This window comes from Streptomyces sp. NPDC079141, from assembly GCF_040686775.1.
GTDB lineage: Bacteria > Actinomycetota > Actinomycetes > Streptomycetales > Streptomycetaceae > Streptomyces.
In genome coordinates, this window is record NZ_JBFBLP010000018.1 from 77,934 (window position 1) to 103,917 (window position 25,984).

At 71.0% G+C, this 25,984-nt stretch carries 26 protein-coding genes; 8 read left to right on the forward strand and 18 right to left on the reverse strand.

Annotated elements, in window-relative coordinates; all coding sequences use genetic code 11:
- Positions 1–98: 98 nt before the first annotated feature.
- Both AB0Q90_RS34915 and sigE read right to left on the reverse strand, forming a co-directional pair.
- The gene (locus tag AB0Q90_RS34915; RefSeq protein WP_363161816.1) at positions 99–1,070 is read right to left on the reverse strand and encodes an anti-sigma factor; all 972 of its coding nucleotides are present in this window, start codon (positions 1,068–1,070) and stop codon (positions 99–101) included.
- Positions 1,067–1,768, reverse strand: a complete 702-nt coding sequence (gene sigE / locus AB0Q90_RS34920) for an RNA polymerase sigma factor SigE (protein WP_363161889.1) — start codon at positions 1,766–1,768, stop codon at positions 1,067–1,069. The genes AB0Q90_RS34915 and sigE overlap by 4 nt, the downstream gene beginning before the upstream one ends.
- Positions 1,769–2,002: 234 nt before the next feature.
- Between sigE and AB0Q90_RS34925 the strand changes: the two genes are divergently transcribed.
- The gene (locus tag AB0Q90_RS34925; protein ID WP_363161890.1) at positions 2,003–2,701 is read left to right on the forward strand and encodes an O-methyltransferase; all 699 of its coding nucleotides are present in this window, start codon (positions 2,003–2,005) and stop codon (positions 2,699–2,701) included.
- Positions 2,702–2,770: 69 nt separating this feature from the next.
- On the opposite strand, the gene AB0Q90_RS34930 is transcribed toward AB0Q90_RS34925, so the two are convergent.
- A complete protein-coding gene (locus AB0Q90_RS34930) occupies positions 2,771–2,938 on the reverse strand; it encodes a DUF3117 domain-containing protein (protein ID WP_003966491.1) in 168 nt (55 codons plus the stop codon).
- Positions 2,939–3,281: 343 nt separating this feature from the next.
- Between AB0Q90_RS34930 and AB0Q90_RS34935 the strand changes: the two genes are divergently transcribed.
- Positions 3,282–4,073: an enoyl-CoA hydratase-related protein gene (locus tag AB0Q90_RS34935; protein ID WP_363161817.1), complete on the forward strand. Its 792-nt coding sequence runs from the start codon at positions 3,282–3,284 to the stop codon at positions 4,071–4,073.
- A 37-nt stretch (positions 4,074–4,110) separates the two neighbouring features.
- Here the strand turns inward: AB0Q90_RS34935 and AB0Q90_RS34940 are convergent, their stop codons facing one another.
- Together AB0Q90_RS34940 and AB0Q90_RS34945 are read right to left on the reverse strand one after the other, a co-directional pair.
- Positions 4,111–4,695 carry a DNA-3-methyladenine glycosylase I gene (locus tag AB0Q90_RS34940; protein ID WP_363161818.1) on the reverse strand — a complete coding sequence of 195 codons (585 nt, stop codon included), beginning with the start codon at positions 4,693–4,695 and terminating at the stop codon, positions 4,111–4,113.
- A complete protein-coding gene (locus AB0Q90_RS34945; RefSeq protein WP_363161891.1) occupies positions 4,692–5,039 on the reverse strand; it encodes a DivIVA domain-containing protein in 348 nt (115 codons plus the stop codon). The genes AB0Q90_RS34940 and AB0Q90_RS34945 overlap by 4 nt, the downstream gene beginning before the upstream one ends.
- A 133-nt stretch (positions 5,040–5,172) precedes the next feature.
- Here AB0Q90_RS34945 and folP point away from each other — a divergent pair, with 133 nt between their 5' ends.
- A complete protein-coding gene (folP, locus tag AB0Q90_RS34950) occupies positions 5,173–6,033 on the forward strand; it encodes a dihydropteroate synthase (protein WP_363161819.1) in 861 nt (286 codons plus the stop codon).
- Between the two features lie 93 nt (positions 6,034–6,126).
- Here the strand turns inward: folP and AB0Q90_RS34955 are convergent, their stop codons facing one another.
- On the reverse strand, positions 6,127–6,885 hold the full coding sequence (locus AB0Q90_RS34955; protein WP_363161820.1) for a TIGR00730 family Rossman fold protein: 759 nt from the start codon (positions 6,883–6,885) through the stop codon (positions 6,127–6,129).
- 102 nt (positions 6,886–6,987) lie between these two features.
- Positions 6,988–8,067, reverse strand: coding sequence for a succinyl-diaminopimelate desuccinylase (gene dapE / locus AB0Q90_RS34960; protein WP_363161821.1), 1,080 nt, complete (start codon positions 8,065–8,067; stop codon positions 6,988–6,990).
- 84 nt (positions 8,068–8,151) lie between these two features.
- On the opposite strand from dapE, the gene AB0Q90_RS34965 reads away from it, so the two are divergent.
- Together AB0Q90_RS34965 and AB0Q90_RS34970 are read left to right on the forward strand one after the other, a co-directional pair.
- Positions 8,152–9,126 carry a heavy metal transporter gene (locus AB0Q90_RS34965; protein ID WP_363161822.1) on the forward strand — a complete coding sequence of 325 codons (975 nt, stop codon included), beginning with the start codon at positions 8,152–8,154 and terminating at the stop codon, positions 9,124–9,126.
- A gap of 312 nt (positions 9,127–9,438) precedes the next feature.
- Positions 9,439–9,891 carry an ATP-binding protein gene (locus tag AB0Q90_RS34970; RefSeq protein ID WP_363161823.1) on the forward strand — a complete coding sequence of 151 codons (453 nt, stop codon included), beginning with the start codon at positions 9,439–9,441 and terminating at the stop codon, positions 9,889–9,891.
- Positions 9,892–9,987: 96 nt separating this feature from the next.
- On the opposite strand, the gene AB0Q90_RS34975 is transcribed toward AB0Q90_RS34970, so the two are convergent.
- Positions 9,988–11,082, reverse strand: coding sequence for a bifunctional succinyldiaminopimelate transaminase/glutamate-prephenate aminotransferase (locus AB0Q90_RS34975; protein ID WP_363161824.1), 1,095 nt, complete (start codon positions 11,080–11,082; stop codon positions 9,988–9,990).
- A 115-nt stretch (positions 11,083–11,197) separates the two neighbouring features.
- Complete coding sequence (fdxA, locus tag AB0Q90_RS34980; RefSeq protein WP_003998156.1) at positions 11,198–11,518, reverse strand: ferredoxin; 321 nt, start codon at positions 11,516–11,518, stop codon at positions 11,198–11,200.
- A 140-nt stretch (positions 11,519–11,658) separates the two neighbouring features.
- Here fdxA and AB0Q90_RS34985 point away from each other — a divergent pair, with 140 nt between their 5' ends.
- Both AB0Q90_RS34985 and AB0Q90_RS34990 read left to right on the forward strand, forming a co-directional pair.
- A complete protein-coding gene (locus tag AB0Q90_RS34985; RefSeq protein WP_363161825.1) occupies positions 11,659–12,678 on the forward strand; it encodes a GNAT family N-acetyltransferase in 1,020 nt (339 codons plus the stop codon).
- A gap of 17 nt (positions 12,679–12,695) precedes the next feature.
- Positions 12,696–13,547, forward strand: coding sequence for a transglutaminase-like domain-containing protein (locus tag AB0Q90_RS34990; RefSeq protein ID WP_363161826.1), 852 nt, complete (start codon positions 12,696–12,698; stop codon positions 13,545–13,547).
- A 57-nt stretch (positions 13,548–13,604) separates the two neighbouring features.
- Here AB0Q90_RS34990 and AB0Q90_RS34995 read toward each other — a convergent pair whose 3' ends face one another.
- The 4 genes from AB0Q90_RS34995 to AB0Q90_RS35010 form a co-directional block, all read right to left on the reverse strand.
- Positions 13,605–15,845 carry a hypothetical protein gene (locus tag AB0Q90_RS34995; RefSeq protein ID WP_363161827.1) on the reverse strand — a complete coding sequence of 747 codons (2,241 nt, stop codon included), beginning with the start codon at positions 15,843–15,845 and terminating at the stop codon, positions 13,605–13,607.
- 163 nt (positions 15,846–16,008) lie between these two features.
- Positions 16,009–16,422 carry a DUF6113 family protein gene (locus tag AB0Q90_RS35000; protein ID WP_363161828.1) on the reverse strand — a complete coding sequence of 138 codons (414 nt, stop codon included), beginning with the start codon at positions 16,420–16,422 and terminating at the stop codon, positions 16,009–16,011.
- A complete protein-coding gene (mshB, locus tag AB0Q90_RS35005; RefSeq protein ID WP_363161829.1) occupies positions 16,419–17,315 on the reverse strand; it encodes an N-acetyl-1-D-myo-inositol-2-amino-2-deoxy-alpha-D-glucopyranoside deacetylase in 897 nt (298 codons plus the stop codon). The genes AB0Q90_RS35000 and mshB overlap by 4 nt, the downstream gene beginning before the upstream one ends.
- A 22-nt stretch (positions 17,316–17,337) precedes the next feature.
- Complete coding sequence (locus tag AB0Q90_RS35010; protein ID WP_186280602.1) at positions 17,338–17,532, reverse strand: hypothetical protein; 195 nt, start codon at positions 17,530–17,532, stop codon at positions 17,338–17,340.
- Positions 17,533–17,728: 196 nt separating this feature from the next.
- Here AB0Q90_RS35010 and AB0Q90_RS35015 point away from each other — a divergent pair, with 196 nt between their 5' ends.
- Positions 17,729–19,846 carry a prolyl oligopeptidase family serine peptidase gene (locus tag AB0Q90_RS35015; protein ID WP_363161830.1) on the forward strand — a complete coding sequence of 706 codons (2,118 nt, stop codon included), beginning with the start codon at positions 17,729–17,731 and terminating at the stop codon, positions 19,844–19,846.
- 119 nt (positions 19,847–19,965) lie between these two features.
- On the opposite strand, the gene AB0Q90_RS35020 is transcribed toward AB0Q90_RS35015, so the two are convergent.
- From AB0Q90_RS35020 to AB0Q90_RS35040, 5 genes are read right to left on the reverse strand one after another with little or no spacing between them, the layout of a single operon-like run.
- A complete protein-coding gene (locus AB0Q90_RS35020) occupies positions 19,966–21,012 on the reverse strand; it encodes a dipeptide ABC transporter ATP-binding protein (RefSeq protein WP_363161831.1) in 1,047 nt (348 codons plus the stop codon).
- Positions 21,005–21,979, reverse strand: coding sequence for an ABC transporter ATP-binding protein (locus AB0Q90_RS35025; protein WP_363161832.1), 975 nt, complete (start codon positions 21,977–21,979; stop codon positions 21,005–21,007). The genes AB0Q90_RS35020 and AB0Q90_RS35025 overlap by 8 nt, the downstream gene beginning before the upstream one ends.
- A gap of 3 nt (positions 21,980–21,982) precedes the next feature.
- On the reverse strand, positions 21,983–22,963 hold the full coding sequence (locus tag AB0Q90_RS35030) for an ABC transporter permease (RefSeq protein WP_363161833.1): 981 nt from the start codon (positions 22,961–22,963) through the stop codon (positions 21,983–21,985).
- Positions 22,956–23,879: an ABC transporter permease gene (locus tag AB0Q90_RS35035; RefSeq protein ID WP_363161834.1), complete on the reverse strand. Its 924-nt coding sequence runs from the start codon at positions 23,877–23,879 to the stop codon at positions 22,956–22,958. Before AB0Q90_RS35035 ends, AB0Q90_RS35030 begins: the two co-directional genes overlap by 8 nt.
- A gap of 6 nt (positions 23,880–23,885) precedes the next feature.
- A complete protein-coding gene (locus AB0Q90_RS35040) occupies positions 23,886–25,526 on the reverse strand; it encodes an ABC transporter substrate-binding protein (protein WP_363161835.1) in 1,641 nt (546 codons plus the stop codon).
- Between the last annotated feature and the right edge of the window lie 458 nt (positions 25,527–25,984).

The following is a 25,984-nucleotide window of genomic DNA, read 5'->3' on the forward strand; positions in this document are numbered from 1 at the left end:
CGCGGCTCGTCGAACTCCGCCTCCGCGCCCGGCTGATGCCGTGAGCGCGGCCCACCCTGGATTCAACCAGGTTCGTGGGCCGCCGCGCAGAGGCCGGGTCAGCGACCGGTGGTGGAAGGCGAGGAGGCGGTGTCGGGGACGGGTGCGGCGAGCAGACCGGGGGTCGTGACCTCCGGGGCGTTGTGCCAGGACGTGAGGGTGAGCGGCGGGGTGGCGCTGAGCGGGCGTATCAGGGGGGACATGGCGGCCGCGCCGGCCACGACGGGCGTGGTCAGCGAGTGCTCGGACGCCTGGGCCTCGTCCGCGGCGGGGGCCGGTACGCCCGGCAGCAGCGGCGCTGACACCACGGTCGGGGCGGCCGGGGCGTCGCCGAGGGCCCGCTGGCCCTGGCCCTGTACCAGCAGCGGTCCGGCTCCCCGGCGGCGCTGGCTGTCGGGGGCCGTCGTGGCGCCCGCGCCCTGGGATCGCATCGGCGTCACATTGCTCCCGGAACCGGACCCGCCGCGTGCCTCCGCGTCCGTCGGCGTGCCGGTGGTGACTCCGCCGAGCGCGATGGCGGCCAGCGACACCGCTCCGGCGGCGACGAGCGTGAACCGCAGCCCGCGCGAGGCCGACCGCTCGGCGTCCTGGCGGCCGACGGGGTGGATACGGAAGCCGCCCTGCGAGGCGGGCGCGAGCGCGGGGGCGTGCGAGGGCACGTAGTCGAACTCGAACCGCTCGCCACGCTTCACTCCGAAGACCCCGGTGGCGCCGGGTCGTTCGGACAGTCCGCCGAACGGCCCCCCGCCCAGCGGCGAGCCACCGCCGTCCGGGTCACCTCCCGCGGGGAGGCCCTGGAGGCGGGCCAGGAAGCTCTCGGAGGGAGGCGGCGGGGCCGCCTCCGCGAAGACGTTCTTCAGTCGGCGCTGGGCGTCGGCCTCGGCCTTGCACTTGGCGCAGGTGGCCAGATGGGCGAGGACCCGGTCGCGCGACTCATGGCCGAGCTCCCCGTCCACCAGGGCGGAGAGTCGGTCTCCCAGATGCTGCTCGGCGAGGCGTCGCTCGCCGGGGTCGGGCCGTGATCCACTCACGCGGTCGCGCCCCCTCCCCCCAGTGCGGGCACAGGCGCCACGAAGGAGCGGCGCTCGGCGCGAGCCTCGGGCGAGCGGTGCGCGAGGGCCTTGCGCAGCTGCGAGCGGCCGCGGTGGATACGGGACCGGACGGTGCCGAGCTTGACGCCGAGGGTCGCGGCGATCTCCTCGTAGGACAGTCCTTCGATGTCGCACAGGACGACCGCGGCACGGAACTCGGGCGCGAGGGTGTCGAGGGCCTGCTGGACGTCGGCGTCGAAGTGCGCGTCGTTGAAGACCTGCTGGGGCGACGGCTCGCGGCTGGGCAGGCGCTCCGCCGCGTCCTCGCCGAGCGCGTCGAAGCGGATGCGCTGCTTGCGACGGACCATGTCCAGGAAGAGGTTGGTCGTGATGCGGTGCAGCCAGCCCTCGAAGGTGCCCGGTGTGTAGGTGGACAGCGAGCGGAAGACGCGGACGAAGACCTCCTGGGTGAGGTCCTCGGCGTCGTGCTGGTTGCCGGTGAGGCGGTACGCCAGGCGGTAGACGCGGCCGCTGTGCGTGCTGACGATCTCCTCCCACGTGGGCGGAGTCCACGCCTGCCCGTCCGCGTCGGTGGAGAAGGTCGCGGTCTGGGTGTAGACGTCGGCGTGGCTGGGGTCAGCAGCGGTGTCGTTCACGGATTTCGGCCTACCCGCCGATCCGAGAAAGCGCCGTAGCACTCCTCCCCGATCCACAGGCGCAGCCGCACCTCCCCTGTCGGCTCTGGTGGTGTCCAGTGGAGCCCCTACCATAGCCACCTCGCCCGTTAGCTCCGGATAAGCGGTTTTACGAGAATTTGATCTGGGCTGATACGGCTCATGCGACTGCGTCAGCAGTTGCTGCGGCTCTCGCCCCTCATCGTGATCCAACCGTGTCCCCCCTGTCGTCTCCCACCCCCTTAAACGCCCGGTCCCATCTGCGGGTTCCCGGCCGCAACGGATACAGTCACGCCCAGGCAACCACGGGGACAGGAGAGGGTCATTACCGGCAACCGGCAGACGAGCTGGGCGTTCGCCGACGCCTATGTCGCCGAGGACGAAGCACTGCGCTGGGCCCGTGACCGGGCCCGCGAGGCAGGGCTGCGCTCGGTGTCGCCCGGCACGGGCGCCGCGCTGCGCTTGCTCGCCGCCACCGTGGACGCGAAGGCGGTCGCGGAGATCGGCACCGGGACCGGCGTCTCCGGCATCCATCTGCTGCACGGCATGCGGCCGGACGGGGTACTGACCACGGTGGACCCGGAGCCGGAACACCAGCAGTTCGCCCGACAGGCCTTCCGCGCCTCCGGCTTCGCCAGCAACCGGGCCCGGTTCATCCCCGGCCGGGCGCTGGACGTGCTGCCCCGGCTCGCGGACGCCGGCTACGACCTCGTCTTCTGCGACGGCGACCGGCTGGAGTTCCTGGAATACCTAGCTGAATCGTTGCGCCTGCTGCGTCCGGGTGGCCTCGTGGCGTTCGAGGGCGTCTTCGCGAGCGGCCGGACGGTGGACTCGGGCCCGCAGCCCACGGAGGTCCTGCGACTGCGGGAACTGCTGCGCGCGGTGCGCGAGAGCCCCGACCTGGTGCCGTCGCTGCTGCCGGTGGGCGACGGGCTGCTGTGCGCGGTCAAGCGCTGAGTGACAAACAACCGCCCCGGTACCGCATGCGATACCGGGGCAGCTGAAGGGGTATGGTCGCGTTCCGCGTCAGCCGACGACCTTCTTGAGGGCGTCGCCGAGCGCGTCGGCCTCGTCAGGGGTCAGCTCGACGACGAGCCGACCGCCGCCTTCGAGCGGAACGCGCATGACGATGCCCCGCCCCTCCTTGGTCACCTCGAGCGGGCCATCGCCCGTCCGCGGCTTCATGGCCGCCATGCTCGTTCCCCTTCCTGAAACCAGCTCATCGTCAAAGCCGACGGCCCCTGGGAGGGCACGCGTAGTCCTGGCGGGACACGCGACACCGGCATCGAACACATTGCTTCCAAGCCATTATCCCGCATCTCAGGACCCGATGACCAACATCGGTCGGCATCGCTTGGGCAACGCGCGCGAGCAAAACCACTCAATTCGGCGATGTGACTGCGATACTGCGCCGCCGCACGCGCGTCCGCCGAACGGAAACCGGCCCGATTTCTTTGACACAGGTCACACGTCCGCTCCCGGCGATCTCCGCCATGCTGTCCTCAGACATGAGCCGCGACACCGGAGGGGATACGCCATGGCCGACACCGTGCTCTACGAGGTGAGCGACGGGCTCGCGACGATCACGCTGAACCGCCCCGAGGCGATGAACGCGCTGAACATCGAGACGAAGGTCGCCCTGCGGGAGGCGGTGACCGCGGCGGGCGCGGACGACGCCGTACGGGCCGTGCTGCTGACGGCCGCCGGGGAGCGGGCCTTCTGTGTGGGGCAGGACCTGAAGGAGCACATCGGGCTGCTGGCCGAGGGGTCCGGTCAGGTGATGAGCACGGTCAAGGAGCACTACAACCCGATCACCAGGGCGCTGACGGAGATGCGCAAGCCCGTGGTGGCCGGGGTGAACGGTGTCGCGGCGGGGGCCGGGTTCGGTTTCGCCCTGGCCGCGGACTACCGGGTCGTGGCCGACTCGGCTGCCTTCAACACGTCGTTCGCGGGGGTCGCGCTGACCGCGGACTCGGGGATCTCGTGGACGCTGCCGCGGGTCGTCGGGCCGGGGCGGGCCGCTGACCTGCTGCTCTTCCCTCGCAATATCAAGGCTCAGGAGGCTCTTGAGCTGGGTATCGCCAACCGGGTGGTGCCCGCGGATGAGCTGCGGGGCGAGGCGGAGAAGGTGGCGCGGGCGCTGGCCGAGGGGCCGACGGTGGCGTACGCGGCGATCAAGGAAGCCGTGGCCTACGGGTTCTCCCACTCCCTGGCGGACACGCTGGAGAAGGAGGACGAGCTGCAGACTCGGGCGGGGGCGTCCGAGGATCACGCGATCGCCGTGCGGGCCTTTGTGAACAAGGAGAAGCCGAAGTACTTGGGCCGGTAGGGCTCGGGGCTGTCGATGCAGCCCCCACACCCCTCCCCTATGGGGCGCTGTTTCTCGCCACGCACGCTTCCAGGTGGTCGTCGACCAGTCCGCACGCCTGCATCAAGGCGTACGCCGTCGTGGGGCCCACGAACCTCAGGCCCCGCTTCTTCAGGGCCTTGGAGAGGGCCGTCGACTCCGGGGTGACCGCCGGGACGTCCGCGAGGGTCTTGGGGGCCGGGCCGGGGTCCGGGGCGTGGCTCCAGATCAGCTCGTCCAGGTCGCCCGGGGCCCAGTCGGCCAGCACGCGCGCGTTGGCGAGGGTGGCGTCGATCTTGGCCCGGTTGCGGATGATGCCCTCGTCGGCGAGGAGGCGTTCGCGGTCCTCGTCGGTGAAGGCCGCCACCTTCTCGATCCTGAAGTCGGCGAAGGCGGTACGGAAGCCGGGGCGGCGGCGCAGGATGGTGATCCAGGACAGGCCGGACTGGAAGGCCTCCAGGGAGAGGCGCTCGTAGAGGGCGTCGTCGCCGTGGACCGGGCGGCCCCACTCCTCGTCGTGGTACGTCACATAGTCCGCGGTGGACAGGGCCCAGGGGCAGCGCAGCCGGCCGTCCGGACCCGCGACCGCCGTTCCGTCGCTCACTGCTGGTCCTCCGGCGCCGGCTTCTCCATGGAGATGTGGGCGGTGGCCTGGGCGCCGGCCAGTGCGGACTCCAGATCGGCGATGCGGGCGTCGCGCTCGGCGAGTTCGGCGCCGAGGCGGCTGAGGGCGTCATCGACGTCCGCCATGCGGTAGCCACGGGCGGCCAGCGGGAAGCGCAGCCCCTCCACATCGGCGCGGTTGACCGGGCGGTCGTACGGCAGCGGGTCCTTGAGGCGCTCCGGGGCGGCCTCCGGCAGCGGGCCGCCGCCCTCGCCGCCGCCCACCACCGCGAGGGTCACCGCGGCGACCACGACGGCGAGCGCGACGACCAGGAACAAGAACATAACCATCGCTGAGGTCCCCACGGTCGGTGCATGTGTGCGGTCGAATGTGTCAGGGTCCGATCGTGCCATGCGAGTCTGACAGTTAGGGTCGCAGGCGGCGATGATCAGGACGTACGGGAGAGGTTCACAGGGGATGCTCAGGCTGGGCAGGCGTGAGTTCGACACGCACGAGCCGGTGATCATGGCGATCGTGAACCGGACCCCGGACTCCTTCTACGACCAGGGGGCGACCTTCCGGGACGAGCCCGCCCTCGCGCGCGTGGAGCAGGCGGTGGCGGAGGGGGCGGCCATCGTCGACATCGGCGGGGTCAAGGCCGGGCCCGGCGAGGAGGTGACCGCCGAGGAGGAGGCGCGGCGGACGGTCGGCTTCGTGGCGGAGGTGCGGCGGCGGTTCCCCGATGTGGTCATCAGTGTGGACACCTGGCGGGCCGACGTCGGCGAGGCGGTCTGCGAGGCCGGCGCGGATGTGCTGAACGACGCGTGGGGTGGCGTCGATCCGCGGCTGGCGGAGGTCGCCGCGCGGTACCGGGTCGGGCTGGTGTGCACGCATGCGGGGGGCGCGGAGCCTCGTACGCGGCCGCATCGGGTGACGTACGACGACGTCATGGCCGACATTCTGCGGGTGACGTTGGGGCTTGCCGAGCGGGCGGTGGCGCTGGGGGTGCCGCGGGAGTCCGTGATGATCGATCCCGGGCACGACTTCGGGAAGAACACGCGGCACAGTCTGGAGGCGACTCGGCGGCTGGGGGAGATGGTCGAGACGGGGTGGCCGGTGCTGGTGTCGCTGTCCAACAAGGACTTTGTCGGGGAGACGTTGGACAAGCCGGTGAAGGAGCGGGTGATCGGGACGCTGGCCACGACCGCCGTGTCGGCGTGGCTGGGGGCGCAGGTGTACCGGGTGCACGAGGTCGCGGAGACGCGGCAGGTGCTGGAGATGGTGGCGTCGATCGCGGGGCATCGTCCGCCTGCTGTGGCCCGGCGGGGGCTGGCGTAGGGCGTTTGTCGCCCCCGCCGCCCCTACCCGTCCCGTCCCCGGGGGCTGCGCCCCCGGACCCCGCTTCGGAAGAACCGTCCGGACCGGCCGGAACTACCTGCCCGCCTCCTTCGACACCAACGCCACCGCCTCCTCGACGTCGTCCGTCACGTGGAACAGGAGCAGGTCCTTCTCCGAGGCCTTGCCCTGGGCCACGAGTGTGTTGCGGAGCCACTCGACCAGGCCGCCCCAGTACTCGCTGCCGAAGAGGACGATGGGGAAGCGGGTGACCTTCTGGGTCTGGACGAGGGTGAGTGCCTCGAAGAGCTCGTCCAGGGTGCCCAGGCCGCCCGGCAGGACCACGAAGCCCTGCGCGTACTTCACGAACATCATCTTGCGGACGAAGAAGTAGCGGAAGTTCAGGCCGATGTCGACGTAGGGGTTGAGGCCCTGCTCGAAGGGGAGCTCGATACCGAGGCCGACCGAGATGCCGTTCGCCTCGCAGGCGCCCTTGTTGGCGGCCTCCATGGCGCCCGGGCCGCCGCCGGTGATCACCGCGAAGCCGGCCTCGACCAGGCCCCGGCCCAGCCGGACGCCCGCCTCGTACTCAGGTGAGTCCACCGTCGTGCGCGCGGAGCCGAACACGCTGATCGCGGGCGGGAGTTCGGCCAGCGTCCCGAAGCCCTCGATGAACTCCGACTGGATGCGGAGCACGCGCCAGGGGTCGGTGTGGACCCAGTCCGAGGGGCCGCCCGCATCCAGCAGGCGCTGGTCCGTCGTACTCGACGTCACCTGGCTCCGCCTCCGGAGGACCGGTCCCAGGCGCTGTTCCGACGGTGGCTGCTGCGATCCCTCGGGGTTGCCGGTAGCCATGTGCGCTCCCTCCGCTTGCCGTGTTTCCACCTCAGCGTAGATCTACGCGGGTTACGGAGGGGGGACGTACGCATGTCCGCCGTAAAGCGCCACCGCGCCGCTTCAGGACGTCAGCCAGCTCCGCAGGCGCTCCTCACCCGCGAGGATCTTCGCCGTGTCGACGCGTTCGTCCCGCTTGTGCGCCAAATGCGGGTTGCCGGGACCGTAGTTGACCGCCGGGACGCCGAGCGCCGAGAAGCGCGACACGTCCGTCCAGCCGTACTTGGGCATCGGGGTGCCGCCGACCGCCTCGATGAAGGCCGCGGCCGCCGGGTGGGACAGGCCGGGCAGCGCGCCGGGGCTGTGGTCGTCCACCACGAACTCCTCGACCCCGCAGTCCGCGAAGACCTCGCGGACGTGCGCCAGCGCCTCCTCCTCCGTGCGGTCGGGGGCGTAGCGGAAGTTGACCGTGACCACGCACTCGTCGGGGATGACGTTGCCGGCCACCCCGCCGCCGATGCGGACGGCGTTCAGGCCCTCCCGGTACTCAAGGCCGTCGATCACCGGGTAGCGCGGCTCGTAGGCCGCCAGCCGGGCCAGGATCGGCGCCGCCGCGTGGATCGCGTTGGAGCCCATCCAGCTGCGCGCCGAGTGGGCCCGCTCGCCCGTCGTCCTGAGCAGCACCCGGAGCGTGCCCTGGCAGCCGCCCTCCACCTGGCCGTCGGACGGCTCCAGCAGCACCGCGAAGTCGCCCTCCAGCCACTCCGGGTGGGCCTCGGCCACGTGCTTGAGGCCGTTCAGCTCCGCGGCCACCTCTTCGTTGTCGTAGAAGACGAAGGTGAGGTCGCGGTTGGGGGCGGGGACGGTCGCGGCGATGCGCAGCTGGACCGCGACGCCCGACTTCATGTCGCAGGTGCCGCAGCCCCACAGGACGCCGTTCTCGTCGAGCCGGGACGGGACGTTGTCCGCGATCGGGACCGTGTCGATGTGACCGGCCAGCACGACCCGCTCCGCACGGCCCAGGTTCGTCCGGGCGACCACGTTGTTGCCGTACCGGTCCACCGTCAGGTGCGGCAGGGCCCGCAGGGCGGCCTCGACGGCGTCCGCGAGCGGCTTCTCGGTGCCGCTCTCCGAGGGGAAGTCGACGAGCTGCGCAGTCAGCCGCGCGGCGTCCAGCGTGAGGTCAAGCGGGGTATCGGCCATGGCCTCGACCCTAACGCCCCGGCCGTGCGGCCCACTGTCCACACCGGGGGTGGACCCTCTCCTACCCTCCAGTACCTTGTACGCGTGCCAGAGCCGTCATCCACCGTCAAGCGTCGCGGCCGCCTGTTCCGTTTCGGGGCGGCCTTCGTGGTCCTGCTCGCCGTCGCGGGCTACCTCGTGGTGCAGTACGTCACCGGGGGCAGGGGCGGACCCGGCTGCAAGGTCGTCTCGGGCGACGGCGACGGGGCGACGTACGAGTTCTCGCCGGAGCAGGCGGTGAACGCGGCGACCATCGCCGCCGTCGGCACCGGGCGGGAGCTGCCCGAGCGGGCGGTGACGATCGCGCTCGCCACCGCGCTCCAGGAGTCGGCGCTGCGCAACATCGACTACGGCGACCGGGACTCGCTGGGCCTGTTCCAGCAGCGGCCGTCGCAGGGCTGGGGCACGGAGCGGGAGATCATGGACCCGGCCTACTCGGCGGGGATCTTCTACGACCATCTCGTCGACGTTCCCGACTACACCCGCCTCCCGCTGACCGTCGCCGCACAGCGCGTGCAGCGCAGCGGTTACCCGCAGGCCTACGCCAAGCACGAGCCGGACGCCACGCTGCTGGCGGCCGCCCTGACCGGCCGGTCCGCGGCCACGCTGACCTGCGAAGGGCGCCCGGGCGCCAGTGGGGCCACGGGCACGGAGCCGGTGCGGGCGGCGCTGGTACGGGACTTCGGGCGCGATGTGCTGGCCCCGGCCGGTGCGCAGGTGGACAAGGCGTCGCCGACCCCCTCGGCGAGCGCCGCCTCCGGCGACGGCGACGAGAGGGTCGTCACACTCCCCGTGGCCGAGGAGACCGCGGACGCCGGGCGCAGCCTGACGCAGCGCGGCTGGCAGCTGGCGCACTGGGCGGTGGCCAACGCCTCCGCCCTGCGGATCGAGCGGGTGTCGTACGCGGGGCGGGAGTGGACCGCCGGGAACACGGACAGCCAGTGGCGTGCGAGTGCGTCCGAGGGCGCCTCCGGGGCGGAGAAGGACACCGGCTCGGTCCGGATCGTGACCGCGCAGTAGTACGGGGCGTCACTCGGGGGAATTAGCCCGGGCCGCGGCGGGCGGCGGTGTGCGCAGGTTTTCGTGCGGTCACCCCTGAATCCGCCGAATCCCTTGGGAACAAAGGGCTGTAAGGATTCGGCGGACTTTCCGACCGGGCACTCTTTGCCCGTTTTTATCCGCAGCCGATAATGCGACGCATTGCCAACTCTTTACGTTGGGCCGCCGCAACCTTCGCGGACTTCGAGCGGTAGTCACTGCGTCCGAGGCCGGAGATCAAGTCCGGTCGGACACCTCATCGTTCGAAGCAGACACACCCGTCGAAGGAGCATCATGACCCTCCCCCTGACCCGCCGGATCGCCCGTGCCGCGCTGCTCGTCGCTGCGGGAGCGGCTGCCGGGGTCGGTGCGGCCGGCTCCGCCAGTGCGGCCCCCGATCTGCCGGCCGCCCCGAACCTGGGCGGGCTGACCGCCCTGGACGGGACCACCGTCGGCAACACGGTCGACGGTGCGGCGCAGAACGTCACCGGGCTCGCGGGCGAAGCCGGCAGCAAGGCGGTCAAGAAGTCGGTGCCGGCCGCCGGCAAGACCAGCGGCAAGGCCGTCAAGAAGGCGGCGCCCGCCGCGCAGCGGACCGCGGGTGACGCGGCCGGGTCGGCCGGTGACATCGTCGGCGACACGACGTCGACCGCGACGAAGGGCGGTCTGCCGACGGAGTCCCTCACCCAGGGCGGTCTGCCGGCGGCGGACTCGCTGCCGCTGAAGGGACTCCCGCTGGGCGGCTGATCAACCGCGTGGCCTGAACGGCGACGGGACCCGGGGATTCCTCCCCGGGTCCCGTCGCCGTTTATTCGTGCGGAAGTGCGAAATCAGCGGTCCGGCTCAGGCCAGCCGTTCCACCGCCGCCCTCACCCGCTCGTCCGTGGCCGTGAACGCCACGCGTACGTACATCTCGCCCGCCTCGCCGTAGAAGTCGCCCGGCGCCACCAGAATGCCCAGCTCGGCGAGGTGGGCCACGGTCGACCAGCAGGACTCGTCGCGGGTGGCCCAGAGGTAGAGGCTGGCCTCGCTGTGCTCGATGCGGAAGCCGTGGTTCAGGAGTGCGGCCCGGAGCGCCTCGCGGCGGGCGGCGTAGCGCTCGCGCTGGACGTGGACGTGCTCGTCGTCGCCGAGGGCGGCGACCACGGCTGCCTGGGTCGGAGCCGACGTCATCATGCCGCCGTGCTTGCGGATCTCCAGCAGCGGGGCGAGGACCGCCGGGTCGCCCGCCAGGAAGGCGGCGCGGTAGCCGGCCAGGTTGGAGCGCTTGGAGAGGGAGTGGACGGCCACGATGCCGTCGTAGGAGCCGCCGTTGACGTCCGGGTGCAGGACCGAGACCGGTTCGGCCTCCCAGCCCAGCTCCAGGTAGCACTCGTCGGAGAAGAGCAGGATGCCGTGCGACCGGGCCCAGGCGACGATCCGGGTCAGCTCCTCCTTCGACAGGACCTTGCCCGTGGGGTTCGACGGGGAGTTGAGCCAGAGGAGCTTCAGGCCCTTCGGGTCCAGCTCGGTGGGGTCGTCGTAGACCTCGTACTCGGCGCGGGCCAGGCGGGCGCCGACCTCGTAGGTCGGGTAGGCCAGGCGCGGGTAGGCGACGCGGTCGCCGGGGCCGAGGCCCAGCTGGGTGGGGAGCCAGGCGACCAGTTCCTTGGAGCCGACGATCGGCAGGACGTGCCGGTGGGTGACCTCGCGGGCGCCCAGGCGGCGCTCGACCCAGCCGGTGATCGCGTCGCGCAGCTCGGGCGTGCCCCAGACGGTCGGGTAGCCCGGGGAGTCTGCCGCCGCGATCAGCGCTTTCTGGATCAGCTCGGGGACCGGGTCGACCGGGGTGCCGACGGACAGGTCGACGATGCCGCCCGGGTGGGCCGCGGCCGTCGCCTTGTAGGGCGTCAGCTTGTCCCAGGGGAAGGTGGGGAGGCGGTCGGAGACTGCGGACACGGGATCTGGCTCACTTTCTCGTCCGTACGGCAAACGCCTCGGCCCCGTACGGCGATCGCGGACGATCGGGCCGTACGGGACCGAGGCGGCACAGCTGTGCGGGCCGCTTGCGTGGTTACTCGGCCTGCGGCGGCAGCGCGGCGACGAACGGGTGGTCCCGCTCGATCAGGCCCAGCTTGCTGGCGCCACCGGGAGAGCCGAGCTCGTCGAAGAACTCGACGTTCGCCTTGTAGTAGTCCTTCCACTCCTCCGGCACGTCGTCCTCGTAGAAGATGGCCTCGACCGGGCACACCGGCTCACAGGCCCCACAGTCGACGCATTCGTCCGGGTGGATGTACAAGGACCGGGAGCCCTCGTAGATGCAGTCGACCGGGCACTCCTCGATGCACGCCTTGTCCTTGACGTCGACACAAGGCTGCGCGATGACGTAGGTCACGCTGTCGTTCCTCCTCGATAGGGCGCTGGCGGGCCTCCACAGGCTCCGCCGCCTGGCGCGCGGGAGCGCGGCGTCGTCGATGCCCGCCCCTAGTATCTCCGTTCTTGGGCATGATCCGAACAGGAGGGGTGAACTGACCTGTGGAAATCTCTGCGACGGGGCGCCTTGAGGTCCGTATCACCGCTGCTGACGTGGGTAAACGGGTCTCCGTACGATGCCTGACCGATCCTGCGCAGGAGGGTGAGAAGTTCACCGACACGGTGGGTGTTCTCGCATCATGGGACAACGGTGTGCTGCTGATCACACGGAAGAGTGGCGAGACCGTCCGTATTTCGGAATCCTCGCTGGTCGCGGGCAAGGTCGTGCCCGCCGCTCCGGCCCGTCGGCGCGGGCCCGCCGCCTCCTACGCGGAGCTCGCGCGCATCGCCACGCGCGCTTGGCGGCCGGTGGAGAGCGAGCGTCTGGGTGAGTGGGAGCTGCGGGCCGCGTCCGGGTTCACCCGGCGGGCCAACTCGGTGCTGCCGCTCGGCGACCCCGGCCTGCCACTGGACGAGGCCCTGACCGTCGTACGGCGCTGGTACGCCGAACGGGGTCTGCCCGCCTACGTCCAGACCGCGACCGGCGCCGAGGGCACGCAGGAGCTGCTCTGCGCGGAGCTGGAGAAGCGCGGGTGGACGCACGACGTGACCTCCGAGCTGTGGATCGGGGCGCTCGCGCCGCTCGCCGACCGGGGGAAGCCGGCCGAGGTCGTCCTGTCCCGGGAGGCGGACGAGGCGTGGCTGGCGCGCTACCAGCACAAGGGGGTGAGCGAGGTGGCCCTGAGGGTGCTGAGCAGCGGGCCGTCGGTGTGGTTCGCCACCGTTCCCGGCGAGGGTGCGCCCGCGGCGATCGGCCGGTGTGTCGTCGACGGCCGGTGGGCGGGCTTCGCCGCCGTCGAGGTGGATCCCGCGCTACGGCGGCGGGGGCTGGCTACCACCGTGATGGCGGCGCTGGCCCAGCGGGCGCTCGACGAAGGCGCCTCGGCAGCCTGGCTCCAGGTCGAGACGGACAACGCGAGCGCGCGGGCCTTCTACGCCGGACTGGGCTTTTCGGTGCATCACGCGTATCAGCACTACCTCGAACCGGGAACTCCGGCTCCGGCCGGTAACCGATCGCCGTGAGAGGGCACGAGCCTGCTATGCGTCCCCCCTACCCCCCGCCCCCCGAACGCTCGACCGAACTGCGGCGGCGGTTCGCCGAGGAGGCCCGCTCCGAGCGGCCCGATCTGTCGACGCTGTGCCTGCTGATGGGAGCGGAGGCGGACGGCACGCTGGACGAGGCGGGCATGGACACGGCCCAGGTGGAGCTGGACCGGCTGGCCGGGCTGCTGCCGTTCCGGCCCGGCGGGCCGCGCTCGTGGGCCGTGGCGCTGCGTGAGCTCCTCGGCGACCGGCTGGGCTTTCGCGGTTCCCCCGCCGACTACCAGCGGCTGGAGTCCTCCCTGCTGCACGAGGTGCTGCGGCGCAGACGGGGGCTGCCGATCCTGCTGTCGGTGGTGTGGATGGAGGTGGCGCGACGGGCGGGGGCCCCGGTGTACGGGGTCGCGCTGCCGGGGCACTTCGTGGTCGGGTTCGGGCCCCCGGGCGAGCAGGTGCTCGTCGATCCCTTCGACGGGGGGCGGGTGCTCAGCGGCGCCGATGCGGAGCTGCTGGTCGCGGGGGCCACGGGGGCGGCGCTGCATCCGTCGATGCTGGTGCCCGCGCCGCCGCTGGAGGTCGTGTCGCGGATCCTGAACAACGTGCGGGCGTGGGCCGCGGCGCGGCCGGAGCGGACGGATGTCGCCCTGTGGGCGGTGGAGCTGTCGCTGCTGCTGCCCTCGCACGCGGCCCGGTTGCGCTACGAGCGTGCTCAGTTGCTGGTGCAGCGGGGGGACTTCCTCGCGGGAGCGGCCGAGCTGGAGGAGTACGCGGAGCTGGTCGCCGCCGTGGACGAGCCCGCGGCCGAGCAGGTCCGGGGGCAGGCGCGGGCGGCCCGGGCGATGCTGAACTGACGCCGAAGAGGGCGCCCGGTGTCCGCCGGGCGCCCTCTCGGCTGTTGCGACGATCCGCTAGTTGGGGTTGGTGTCGATGACCGCGACGCGCTCCGCCGCCGTCTTGCCGCGCAGGGCCTTTCGTAGCGCGGAGACGACGTCCTGCGGCAGTACGCCGCGCTTGCCGGTCGCGGTCTGGATCTGCACGCCGTCGAAGGTGCTGCCGTAGGCCTCCTTCAGCGCCTCCAGGTCGTACGTGTCCACGAGCTTTCCGTCGACGGCCTTGACGCCGAGGATCTTCGGCAGGGACAGGTCGCCGAACGGGATGCTGTGCGCGGCGTCGGTCTGCACGGTGGCGTTGCCGGACATCGCGGGCTCCGCGAACTCCTTCATCATCCGGTCGACCTCGGCGTTGGTGATCGTCGGCTGCTGGGTCGTCGTAGCGACCTGCACCGGGGCGACCGTGCCGGTCTCCACCTGGGTGCGGTACGCCTCCTCGACCGCCTCGGTGGAGGAGCCGACGTCGATGCCCTTGCCGGGCTTGCCGTACACGGCGACGGCCTTGCCCGAGTCGAACTTGATCGTGCCCTCGGTCACCGAACCGGAGCCGCCGGCGGCGCTCTCCAGGGCCGCCTGCAGCTTCTCCTCGTCGACCGGCATGACCGGCTCGACGACCCGCTCCTGGCCGAAGAGCGAGCCGACCACGGAGACCGGGTTGTAGTCGCTCTTCGCGGCCTCGCTGACCGTGGCCGCGGCATCGAACTGGAGCCCTGCCTGGTCCGGCTTGAGGGTGACGGTCTTGCCGCCGACCGACAGCTTCAGCGCCTTGTTCACCCGGTCCTCGAAGGCCGCGTCGAGCTTCTGGACCGCGTCGTCGTGGGTGCCGCCGCCGATGTCGACGCCGAGCACGGTGGTGCCCTTGGGCACGTCGGAGTGGTTCATCAGCAGGCCGGCGCCGTAGACGCCACCGGCCAGGACGACCACACCGCCGGTGAGCAGGCCCAGCTTGCCGCGGCCCTTCTTCTTCTTGGGCGCGGGGGCCGCGGGCACGTTCTGCGCGACCGGCTCGGGCAGCTTCGGGGGCGTGTGCGGCAGCGGGCCGTCGGTGTGCGCGCCCGGCCCGAACGGCACGTTCTGGGCGGTGGGCGGCACGACCGGGATACCGCTGGTGACGGTGTGCCCGGAGACGTTGTCGGCGGGGTTGCCGTAGCCGGGGCTGCCCGGCTCGGGGGCCGGCTTCTGCGGCGTCAGGATCGCGGTGTCGTCGCTCAGACCGCCACCGGGGCCGCGACCGGCGGCGGGGGCACCCATGCCTGCGGGGCCGCCGGGACCACCGGGGCCGCCGAAGGGGGCCATGCCTCCGGGACCGCCCGGTCCTCCCGGACCGCCGGTGACGGGCGGCACGATCGGGCCGTCGCCGGTGACCGGACCGGTGGTCGGGCCCGCGGGGCCCTGCTGTCCGCCGGGTCGGCCGGGGCCGGCGGGGCCGCCCGGGCCGTTGAAGCCGCTGGGTCCGTCGAAGCCGCCGGGTCCACCGGGGCCGGCCGGGGCTCCGGGTCCGCTCTGGCCGCCGTAGCCGCCGGGAGCGGTCGGGCCGCCCTGGCCGTTCTGGGGGCCGCCGTTGTCGGAGAAGTACGGCAGGTCGTCGCGGCGCGGTTCGTCGCCGGAGGGGCCGGGGCGGGCGCCGGTGCCGAGCGGGCCCGACGCCAGTGCCTCGGTGACGTCGAAGGAGCCGGTGCCGCCGCCGTGTCCGGGCGCCACGGGTCCGCCGGTCGCACCCGGGAGCCCGGCGCCGTTCGTGCCGCCGGGGCGGGAACCGCCCGGCAGGTTCATGGCGCCGACCACGCCGCCGGGGCGCGGTGCGCTGCCTGCGTCGGCGGCCGGAGCGGCGCCCGAACCTCCGGGCAGACCGGCCCCGTTGCTCTGGCCGCCACCCTGATCGGGCTTGGGGGCCGAGGACTTGCGGGGTGCGAACCAGTCGCTGGTCTTGTCCTCCGCCGCGGCCGCCGGTTCGGCGGGGGCCTCGGCGGTGGGCGTGGCCATGGCGGGCGTCTCGGCGGTGTCGTCGGAGCTTTCGGCGTCCGCGACGGGGGTGCGCACGACGACCGGCGGAATCGGCCGCGATCCGGGGATGTTGATCCGGATCCGGGTCGTCAGCGTGGTTTCGGTCTTGCGTTCCTCCGGCCGCGCGGCCGAACGGCCCGCATCCGCACCGCCGTCGGGAGCCGTGGGCGTCCCGTACGGCGGCGTGCCCGAGGGGTAAGCGGCTCCGCCGCGCCCGTTGGGCCCGGAGGACGGACTGTCAGTTTCACGACTCAAGGCAGGTTCTCCCGGTTGGCTCCACCGCCCGTTTCGACCTCACTACTGCTTCGGGCGGCTCGGCGGCGCGCACCACCATACTGGCCACTTCTGGCGCGTATCCCACGACCGCCGGGGAAACCCACACCGGACTCGCACCTGTGCGGAGTGGAGAAGTGGTACGTCACTTGCCAAGTCGGACCGGGCCGCCGTCCGGTTGCCGCGTCGGCGCGAGGGTGGCGCACATCACAGCCGCGGCCATACCGCCGAGCAGAAAGATGTACGAACCGCCGCCCGAGGCAAAGACGAAGTCGCCCTCCGGGCGGCTGGTGGTGAGCAGGATGACGGCGAGCAGCCAGCCGCCGGCGGGGGCGACGGCCCCGGCCCGGGCGCGCAGGGCGAGCGCCCCGCCCAGACAGAGCCCGGCCTCGCCGGCGAGCGCCAGCAGCAGGCCGAACGGGGACCAGGCGCCCTGCACCAGTGCACCGGCCACGCCGACCGCGACGCCGAGCAGGAAGAGGCCCAGCAGGACGGCGGCCCGCGCGAAGGAGGGGAGCCTGAGGGGCTGGGCGAGCATCGAGGTCCGGTCGTTCGTCATCGCGCGTCCTCGATTCCCGCGAACAGGTCGGTCTCCGGACTCCCGTCCGGCTTGCCGCGCACCAACTCGTAGTACTCGGTGGTGAAGACGGGCTGGGCGAGTTCGTTGGAGAGGACGAAGTACTCGCCGGACACCTCGATCTGCGTGGCGTGGGCGGCCATCGCGGCCGTCTTGGCGGCGGAGTACGCCGTACCGTCGACGACCGTCGTGATCCGCTCGTCGTCCACCACACCGGGGACGTCGTCCAGCACGCCCGTCTTGCCGAAGGGCAGCCCCGGCAGCGCCTGTGCCAGACGCGCGAAGGCCTCCTCGCCGGCCGTGCGCGGCACCCGGTTCCAGTAGACCTTGGCGACCGGGCAGCCCGCCTCGGCGGCCAGTTCGGCGGCGCGCATGGCGACGCGGTGGGCCTGGATGTGGTCGGGGTGGCCGTAGCCGCCGTTCTCGTCGTAGGTGACGAGGACCTGGGGGCGCACCTCGCGGATGACCTCCAGGAGGTGGGCGGCGGCCTCGTCGACGTCGGCCTGCCAGAAGCAGTCGGGGTCGTCGTTGTCGGCCAGGCCCATCATCCCGGAGTCGCGGTAGCGGCCCGGGCCGCCGAGCAGACGGAAGTCGTCGACGCCGAGCGCACGCATCGCGGCGGTGAGCTCGCCCAGGCGGTACTCGCCGAGGGCCGGGCCGGACAGGTGCGCGAGCTCGGGCGGGATGACCTCGCCGCGTTCACCGAGGGTGCAGGTGACCAGGGTCACGTGGGCGCCCCGGTCCGCGTACGCGGCCATGGTCGCGCCGTTGTTGATCGACTCGTCGTCCGGGTGCGCGTGCACCAGCAGCAGACGCCGAGCGCCGCGAGATGGGGGTCCCCCCGCCCGCAGGGTCGGGGAGGGCAGTTCCGTCATGGAGCCCACCCTAAGGGTGGCGTCAGAACTTGATGCTGCCGATCATGCTGGCCACGCTCGTGGTCAGGTCGCTGATCGTGGGCGCCATGGTGGAGGAGGCCAGATAGAAGCCGAGCAGGATGCAGACGACTGCGTGCCCGCCCTTCAGGCCTGACTTCTTGATCAGCAAGAAGACGATGATCGCCAGCAGCACCACCGCCGAAATCGAGAGTGCCACGGCGGCTCACCTCCAAAGAACCCAGGGACGTGGGGGATCGGACCGGAACGGAACTACGGAACTAAGGGGGCAGATAAATCCATACAGCAGCCAGCAGGTTCATACCCACTATGCGCTAGTGATCATAACTATCCGTACGCGCGCATCGATCGGCGCACGGCCGCACAAGGGGGCGCATGGCCAATATGGTCGGGGCATGACGACGAGGTCCGACTCCTTCCCCCGACGGCACGCCCGCACCCAGCGGTTCACGCTCGGCGCGCCGCGCGCGTTCACCGTGGCGCCCGACGGTTCGCGTGTCGCCTTTCTGCGCTCCACGTCCGGCACGGACCGGGCGAACTCCCTGTGGGTACTCGATCCGGCGGACGGCCAGGAGCGCGTGGCGGCGGATCCGCGCGCCCTGCTGGGCGGCGGGGAGGAGAACCTGTCGCCCCAGGAACGGGCGCGCCGCGAACGCAGCCGCGAGGGCGGGGCCGGCATCGTCGGCTACGCCACCGACGTGGCCGTGGAGTTGGCGTCTTTCGCCTTGTCAGGGCGGCTTTTCGTGGCGGAGCTGCCGGCCGGCACGGCACGCGAACTCCCCGTCCCGGGACCGGTGATCGACCCGCGCCCCTCCCCCGACGGACGCCGGGTCGCCTACGTCGCCCAGGGCGCCCTGCGCGTCGTCGGCGCCGAGGGCGAGGGTGAACGGGCGCTCGCCGAGCCGGAGTCGGAGGGGGTCTCCTACGGTCTGGCGGAGTTCGTCGCGGCCGAGGAGATGGGGCGTTCGCGGGGCTTTTGGTGGGGTCCGGAGTCGGACCGGCTGCTGGTGGCCCGGGTGGACGACACGCCGGTGAGCCGGTGGTGGATCTCCGATCCGGCCCATCCGGAGCGCGAGCCGCAGCGGGTGGCGTATCCGGCGGCGGGCACCGCCAACGCGGACGTACGGCTGTTCGTGATGACCCTCGACGGGGGGCGCACGGAGGTCGTGTGGGACCGCGCGCGCTATCCCTATCTGGCGCATGTGCACTGGTCAGCGGCGGGTGCGCCGCTGCTGCTCGTGCAGGCGCGCGACCAGCGCAGCCAGCTGTTCCTGGCCGTGGACGCCGAGACCGGGGCGACCCGGATGGTGCACGCGGACGAAGATCCAATTTGGCTGGAACTATTCCCTGGGGTGCCGTGCTGGAGCCCGTCCGGGCAGCTCGTGCGGATCGCCGACGAGGGTGGCGCCCGGGTGCTCGCGGTGGGGGAACGGCCGCTGACGGGCCCGCAGTTGCAGCTGCGCGCGGTGCTGGACGTCTCCGACGACGACGTCCTCGTCTCGGCGTCGGCCGGGGAGGCCGCGGCCGATCCGGAGACCGGTGAGGTGCATGTGTACCGGGTGAACGAGCTCGGGGTGGAGCGCGTGTCGCAGGAGGCGGGCGTGCACTCCGCGGTGCGCGCCGGGGGCGTGACGGTGCTGGTCTCCGCGGCGCTCGACCGGCCCGGCGCGCGCGTGCGGGTGCTGCGCGACGGGAAGCAGACGGCGACCGTCACCTCGTACGCCGAAGATCCCGGTATGTCCCCGCGCGTGACGCTCACGCAGGGGGGCGCACGCCGTGTCCCGTGCGCCCTGCTTATGCCAACGGACTACCACGGTGACACCCCCCTCCCGGTGCTCATGGACCCCTATGGGGGTCCGCACGGGCCGCGCGTGGTGGCGGCGCACAACGCGCACCTCACCTCGCAGTGGTTCGCCGACCAGGGCTTCGCGGTCGTCGTCGCCGACGGCCGGGGCACACCGGGCCGCTCGCCCGCCTGGGAGAAGGAGATCCACCACGACCTCACCGTCTCCCTCGACGACCAGATCGAGGCGCTGCACTCCCTTGCCGAGACCCACCCGCTCGACCTGACCCGGGTGGCGATCCGCGGCTGGTCCTACGGCGGCTGGCTGGCGGCCCTCGCGGTGCTGCGCCGCCCGGACGTCTTCCACGCGGGGATCGCGGGCGCGCCGGTGACGGACTGGCGGCTGTACGACACCCACTACACGGAGCGGTACCTGGGCGACCCGGCCGCGCACCCGGCCTCGTACGCGAAGTCCTCCCTGGTCACCGACGAGGGGCTGTCCTCCCCCGCCGAGCAGCACCGCCCGCTGATGATCGTGCACGGTCTGGCCGACGACAACGTGGTGGTGGCCCACGCCCTGCGCCTGTCCGCCGCGCTGCTGGAGGCCGGCCGCCCGCACGAGGTGCTGCCGCTGTCCGGCGTGACGCACATGACCCCGCAGGAACAGGTCGCGGAGAACCTGCTGCTGCTCCAAGTGGACTTCCTGAAGCGGTCCTTGGGCCTGCTGTAAAGGCAACGGACCGGGGTGACATGGCGCACCCCGGTCCGTTTACGGCACCCGCACGGCCGTACGTTGTTCAGACTGACCCGTCCGTATATCGGAACCGGGTCGGCCGAGTTGCTTCCGTGTTACTCCGTGTCCCCTGTCTCCTCGGTGGGCACGACCTGCTTCTCCTCGGCGAAGTGGCACGCCGAGTCGTGCGCCGTCGGGCCCTCCAGCAGCGCCAGATGCGGCGGGACCGCAAGGAGCGGGACCTCCACTGTGCAGCGTTCCTGGGCCTTCCAGCAGCGGGTGCGGAAGCGGCAGCCGGAGGGGATGTTCGTCGGCGAGGGCACGTCGCCCGCCAGGATGATCCGCTCGCGGTGCTCGCGGGCCTCCGGGTCGGGGACGGGGACCGCGGAGAGCAGCGCCTGGGTGTAGGGGTGCGTGGGATGGTCGTAGATCTCGGCGTCCCTGCCGATCTCCACGATGCGGCCCAGGTACATCACGCCGACCCGGTCGGAGATGTGACGGACGATCGACAGGTCGTGGGCGATGAAGATGTAGGAGAGGTCGAAGTCGTTCTGCAGGTGGTCCAGGAGGTTGATGACCTGGGCCTGGACGGAGACGTCCAGGGCCGACACCGGCTCGTCGGCGACGATGATCTCCGGGCGCAGGGCCAACCCGCGGGCGATGCCGATGCGTTGGCGCTGGCCGCCGGAGAACTGGTGCGGATAGCGGTTGATGTACTCGGGGTTGAGGCCGACCACGTCCAGCAGTTCCTGCACCTTGCGGCGGCGGTCGCCCTTCGGGGCCACCTCGGGGTGGATGTCGTAGGGCTCCCCGATGATGTCACCCACCGTCATCCGGGGGTTGAGGGAGGTGTACGGGTCCTGGAACACCATCTGGATGTTGCGGCGGACCGACTTCAGGGCCTTGCCGGACAGCTTGGTGATGTCCTCGCCCTTGTACTTGATCGAACCGGCCGTCGGTTTCTCCAGGTTGACCAGCATCCTGGCCACCGTCGACTTGCCGCAGCCGGACTCGCCCACGATGCCGAGGGTCTCGCCCTGCTCCAGCGCGAAGTCCACCCCGTCGACGGCCTTGACCGCGCCGACCTGCTTCTTGAAGAGGATGCCCGTGGTCAGCGGGTAGTGCTTGACCAGCCCGCTGACCTCCAGAATCGGCTCAGCCATGGAGGCACTCCCGCCAGAAGTGGCAGGCGCTGCCCCGTTCCTCGGACACCTCGTACAGGGGTGGTTCGTCGGTGCGGCAGACGTCCTGGGCCATGGGACAGCGCGGGTGGAAGGCGCAGCCGGACGGGATGTGCATCAGGTTCGGCGGCAGGCCCTTGATGGCGTAGAGCTCCTGGCCCTTCTGGTCCAGGCGCGGGATCGAGTCGAGCAGACCGCGGGTGTAGGGGTGGGCCGGCGCCTTGTAGATGTCGTGCACCGGGGCCTGTTCCACGATCCGGCCCGCGTACATCACCGCGATCCGGTCGGCCACGTCCGCGACCACGCCGAGGTCGTGCGTGATGAGGATCAGGCCCATGTTGTACTCGCGCTGCAACTCCGCGAGCAGATCCATGACCTGGGCCTGGACGGTGACGTCGAGGGCGGTGGTCGGCTCGTCGGCGATGATCAGGGCGGGCTCCAGGGCCATCGCCATGGCGATCATGATGCGCTGGCGCATACCGCCGGAGAACTGGTGCGGGTACTGCCTGACCCGTTCCTTGGCCGCCGGGATGCGGACGCGGTCCATCAGCTCCACGGCCTTCGCCCGCGCGTCCTTCTTCGACATGCCCCGGTGCACGGTGAACATCTCGCCGAGCTGGTCCCCCACGGAGAGCACGGGGTTCAGCGAGGACAGCGCGTCCTGGAAGATCATCGCCATCTCGGCGCCGCGGACCTTGCGCCGCTCCTCCTCCTTCAGCTTCAGCAGGTCCTTGCCCTGGAAGAGGATCTCGCCCGAGGTGATCCGCCCGGGCGGGATATCGAGGATGCCCATCACCGCCTGGGCCGTCACCGACTTGCCGGAGCCCGACTCGCCGAGCACGGCGAGGGTCTCCCCGGCGTCCACCGAGTAGTTGACGCCGTTGACCGCCTTGGCGACGCCGTCCCTGGTCCGGAACTCCACGTGCAGATCACGCACTTCGAGGAGCACGACTCACCTCAGCTTCGGGTCGAGGGCGTCGCGTACGGCGTCGCCGAGCATGATGAAGGCCAGGACGGTGATCGCCAGGGCGCCCGAGGGCCACAGCAGCGCGTGCGGGGCGTTGCGGATGTACGGGGAGGCCGCGGAGATGTCGATCCCCCAGGACACGCTCGGCGGCTTCAGGCCGACGCCCAGGTACGACAGGGTCGCCTCCAGCGCGATGTAGGTGCCGAGGGCGATCGTCGCCACGACGATCACCGGAGCCACCGCGTTGGGCGCGATGTGCCGCAGCAGCATCCGGGAGTTGGAGGCGCCGAGCGCCCGGGCGGCCTGCACGAAGTCGTTCTGCTTGACGGTGATGACCGAGCCGCGGGCGATACGGGAGATCTGCGGCCAGCCCAGCAGCACCATGAACCCGATGACCGGCCAGACGGTGCTGCTGGTGACGACCGAGAGGAGGACCAGACCGCCGAGGACGACCGGGATCGCGAAGAAGATGTCCGTGATCCGGGAGAGGATCGAGTCCCAGGTTCCGCCGAAGAAGCCGGCCAGGCCGCCGAGTGCGCTGCCGAGGAGGGCGACGCCCAGCGTGGCGCAGACGCCGACCGTCACCGACGTACGGGCGCCGTAGACCGTGCGCGTGTAGACGTCGCAGCCCTGGCCGTCGAAGCCGAAGGGGTGGCCGGGCTGGGAGCCCTGCTGGGCCTTGGCGAGGTCGCACTTGAGGGGGGAGCCGGAGGCGATCACCGAGGGCCACAGGGAGATGAAGACCAGGAACAGGATGATCAGGCCCGAGATGATGAAGACCGGGTTGCGGCGCAGATCGCGCCAGGCGTCGGACCACAGGGACCGCGGCTTCTCCTGCGGGCCGATGCCGTCGGGTCCGGTGGGCTTCTCCAATGTCGTCGCCTCGCTCGCGGCCAGGTCCATCGCGCCGCCCATGCCGGTCCCGGCGATGACGCCTTCGGGTTCGTAGGGCTGCTGCTCAGGCATAGCGGATCCTCGGGTCGAGTACGGCGTAGAGGAGGTCGACGAGCAGGTTGGCGACCAGGAAGACGAGGACGAGGACGGTCACGAAGCCGACCACCGTCTGGGTGTTCTGCCGGAGGATGCCCTGGTAGAGCTGGTATCCGACGCCGTGGATGTTGAAGATCCGCTCGGTGACGATCGCGCCGCCCATGAGGGCGCCGATGTCGGTGCCGATGAAGGTGACCACGGGGATGAGGGAGTTGCGCAGCAGATGCCGGGTGGTCACCCGGCGCCGCGGCAGGCCCTTCGCCACCGCCGTACGAACGTAGTCGGAGCGCTTGTTCTCCGCGATCGAGGTGCGGGTCAGCCGGGTGACGTACGCCAGGGAGACGGAGGCGAGGACGAGGCCGGGGACGATGAGCTCGTCGAAGGGGGCGTCCGGGGAGACGGACGGTTTGATCCAGCCCCACTCCACACCGAGCAGCAGCTGGAGCAGCAGGCCGGTGACGAAGGTGGGGACGGAGATGACGACGAGGGTGACCAGCAGGACGCCGGTGTCCACGGGCCGGCCGCGGCGCAGGCCCGTGATCACCCCCAGGGTGATGCCGATGACGATCTCGAAGAGGATCGCCACGATGGTCAGCCGGATGGTGACCGGGAAGGCCGTCGACATCAGCTCGGTGACCTCCTGCCCGTTGAAGGCAGTGCCGAAGTCACCGGTGAAGACGTTGCCCATGTAGGTCAGGTATTGCTGCCACACGGGCTTGTCGAGGCCGAACTCCTCCCTGAGCTGGGCGGCGGTCGCCGGGTCGCACTGCCGGTCCCCGCACAGGCCCGCAATGGGGTCGCCCATCACGTTCACCATGAGGAAGATGAGCAGCGTCGCCCCGATGAACACCGGGATCATCTGGAGCAGACGCCGGACGACGTACCGTCCCATGGGCGCTCAGCTGACCTTGATCTGGTCGTACACGGGGACGCTGAAGGGGTTGAGCTTGACGTCGGAGAGCCGCTCCGAGAAGCCGGCGCTGCCGTTCTGGTACCACAGCGGGATGGCGCCCATGTCGTCCCGCAGTACCTCCTCGGCCTGCTGGAAGAGTTCCACGGCCTTGCCGGTGTCGGTCTCGGCGTTGGCCTGGTCCACGAGCTTGTCGAACTCCTCGTTGGACCACTGGCCGTCGTTGGAGGAGGCGTTGGTGTAGTACAGCGGCTGGAGGAAGTTCTGGATGAGGGGGTAGTCCATCTGCCAGCCGGCCCGGAACGGTCCGCTCATCTTGTGGTCGGTGATCTGGTTGCGGAAGTCGGCGAAGGTACCTACGGGGTTGCCGACGCAGGCCTTGTCGTTGTCCAGGGCGTTGTTGATGGAGTTGCAGACGGCGTCGACCCACTGCTTGTGGGAGCCGGTGTCGGCGTTGTAGGTGATGGTGACCTGGCCGCCGGGCAGGCCGCCGCCCTCCTCGATCAGCTTCTTGGCGGCGTCCGGGTCGTACTCGCACCACTCACCGCACAGCCCTTCCTTGAACCCGCCCTCCGCACCGAGGACCGGTGAGGTCCAGTCGGTGGCGGGCGTCCGGGTTTCCTGGAAGATCGTCTTGGTGATCTGGTCGCGGTCGATCGCCCGGGACAGGCCCTTGCGGACCTTGTCGGAGTCGGCCTTGTCCCAGTCCTTGTCGTAGAACGGGAAGGCGAGGGTCTGGATGATGCCGGCCGGGGTGTTCAGATAGCGGTCGCCGAGGTCGCTCTCGACGTTTGCCAGCTGGGAGGCCGGGACGTCGTCGACGAGGTCGAGGTTGCCGGCGATCAGGTCGGTGTAGGCGGTGTTGTTGTCGGTGTAGACCTTCAGGTCGACCCCGCCGTTCTGGGCCGAGTCGTCGCCGGGGTAGTCCTCCCAGGCGCGCAGCGACATCTGGGAGCCCTTGCTGTACGAGTCGATCATGTACGGGCCGTTGCCGACGGGCTTGGACAGCCAGGCGTCGTGGTCGTCGAAGAAGGCCTGCGGGAGCGGGGCGAAGGCCGGGTAGCCGAGGGTGTCGGGGAACGTCGAGAACTTCTGGCTGAGCTTGACGGTGAACGTCCGGTCCCCGGTGACCTCCAGGCCGGAGAGGGTCTCGGCGGTCTGCTTGCCGCCGTCCTCGGGGTGGACCTTGTCGTAGCCCTCGATGTAGCTGAAGAAGTAGGCGTTGCGCTGGTTGTTCTTCAGGCTGGCACCGTAGTTCCAGGCGTCCACGAAGGACTTCGCGGTGACCTCCTCTCCGTTGCTGAAGGTCCAGCCGTCCTTGACGGTGACCTCGAAGGTCTGCGAGTCGGAGGTCTCGATGCTCTCGGCGAGCATGTCCTCGGCGTCACCGCTCTCCGGGTCGTACCGCTTGAGGCCGCGGAAGATCATGTCGAGGACCTTGCCGCCCTGCACCTCGTTGGTGTTCGCGGGCTCCAGCGGGTTCTGTGGGTCGCCCCAGGAGGCACTGAGCACCGCGCCGCCGTCGCCGCTGCCGCCACCGCCGTCGTCGTCCCCGCCCCCGCAGGCCGTCGCGGCGAGGGCTACCGCCACCGCGCATGCGGCCCATTTGGCGTGCGTGGCTCCACGCATGGAGTGCCTCCTCTTCACTGCGCTGCGCTTCCAGCGCCGGGGTCCTGAACCGTTATCGGTAAATATCGGGGCAAATACCTCCCATCGCACACGCACCCCACCTTTCGGGGGCCTACACAGACCCATTCGGGTCTCCGTCAGTGGATCTTGGATGCAGGGCGCAATGGATCTTCGGCAACCGATGCCGAACCGTTGGAATGTGACCTTCCGATGTACGCATTTCGGCACTCGGGCGTCCGCATAACGAACTCCTTGCCCGATTAGTCCAGTTGGTCCGAGTCAAGACACGAGTCGATCACATTGGGCTACCCGCGTAGCTACGGAACAGTCAAGCCCGAGTAAAGAAAGTAAAGAGACAACCAAGCCGACCGAGAATTTATTGACCTTGAATGAATTGCGTTGAAAAAGTCCGGCGTAGCCCGTAGGGGAGCGCCCTGCGGAGTCATTCAGACCCTCCC

Coding starts and splice junctions, on each gene's coding strand:
- AB0Q90_RS34930 (WP_003966491.1), bottom strand. CDS start 2,938: ATGGCGGCCATGAAGCCGCGGACGGGCGATGGCCCGCTCGAGGTGACC.
- AB0Q90_RS34935 (WP_363161817.1), top strand. CDS start 3,282: ATGGCCGACACCGTGCTCTACGAGGTGAGCGACGGGCTCGCGACGATC.
- AB0Q90_RS34945 (WP_363161891.1), bottom strand. CDS start 5,039: ATGTTCTTGTTCCTGGTCGTCGCGCTCGCCGTCGTGGTCGCCGCGGTG.
- folP (WP_363161819.1), top strand. CDS start 5,173: ATGCTCAGGCTGGGCAGGCGTGAGTTCGACACGCACGAGCCGGTGATC.
- AB0Q90_RS34955 (WP_363161820.1), bottom strand. CDS start 6,885: ATGGCTACCGGCAACCCCGAGGGATCGCAGCAGCCACCGTCGGAACAG.
- dapE (WP_363161821.1), bottom strand. CDS start 8,067: ATGGCCGATACCCCGCTTGACCTCACGCTGGACGCCGCGCGGCTGACT.
- AB0Q90_RS34970 (WP_363161823.1), top strand. CDS start 9,439: ATGACCCTCCCCCTGACCCGCCGGATCGCCCGTGCCGCGCTGCTCGTC.
- AB0Q90_RS34990 (WP_363161826.1), top strand. CDS start 12,696: ATGCGTCCCCCCTACCCCCCGCCCCCCGAACGCTCGACCGAACTGCGG.
- AB0Q90_RS35000 (WP_363161828.1), bottom strand. CDS start 16,422: ATGACGAACGACCGGACCTCGATGCTCGCCCAGCCCCTCAGGCTCCCC.
- mshB (WP_363161829.1), bottom strand. CDS start 17,315: ATGACGGAACTGCCCTCCCCGACCCTGCGGGCGGGGGGACCCCCATCT.
- AB0Q90_RS35015 (WP_363161830.1), top strand. CDS start 17,729: ATGACGACGAGGTCCGACTCCTTCCCCCGACGGCACGCCCGCACCCAG.
- AB0Q90_RS35020 (WP_363161831.1), bottom strand. CDS start 21,012: ATGGCTGAGCCGATTCTGGAGGTCAGCGGGCTGGTCAAGCACTACCCG.
- AB0Q90_RS35030 (WP_363161833.1), bottom strand. CDS start 22,963: ATGCCTGAGCAGCAGCCCTACGAACCCGAAGGCGTCATCGCCGGGACC.
- AB0Q90_RS35035 (WP_363161834.1), bottom strand. CDS start 23,879: ATGGGACGGTACGTCGTCCGGCGTCTGCTCCAGATGATCCCGGTGTTC.
- AB0Q90_RS35040 (WP_363161835.1), bottom strand. CDS start 25,526: ATGCGTGGAGCCACGCACGCCAAATGGGCCGCATGCGCGGTGGCGGTA.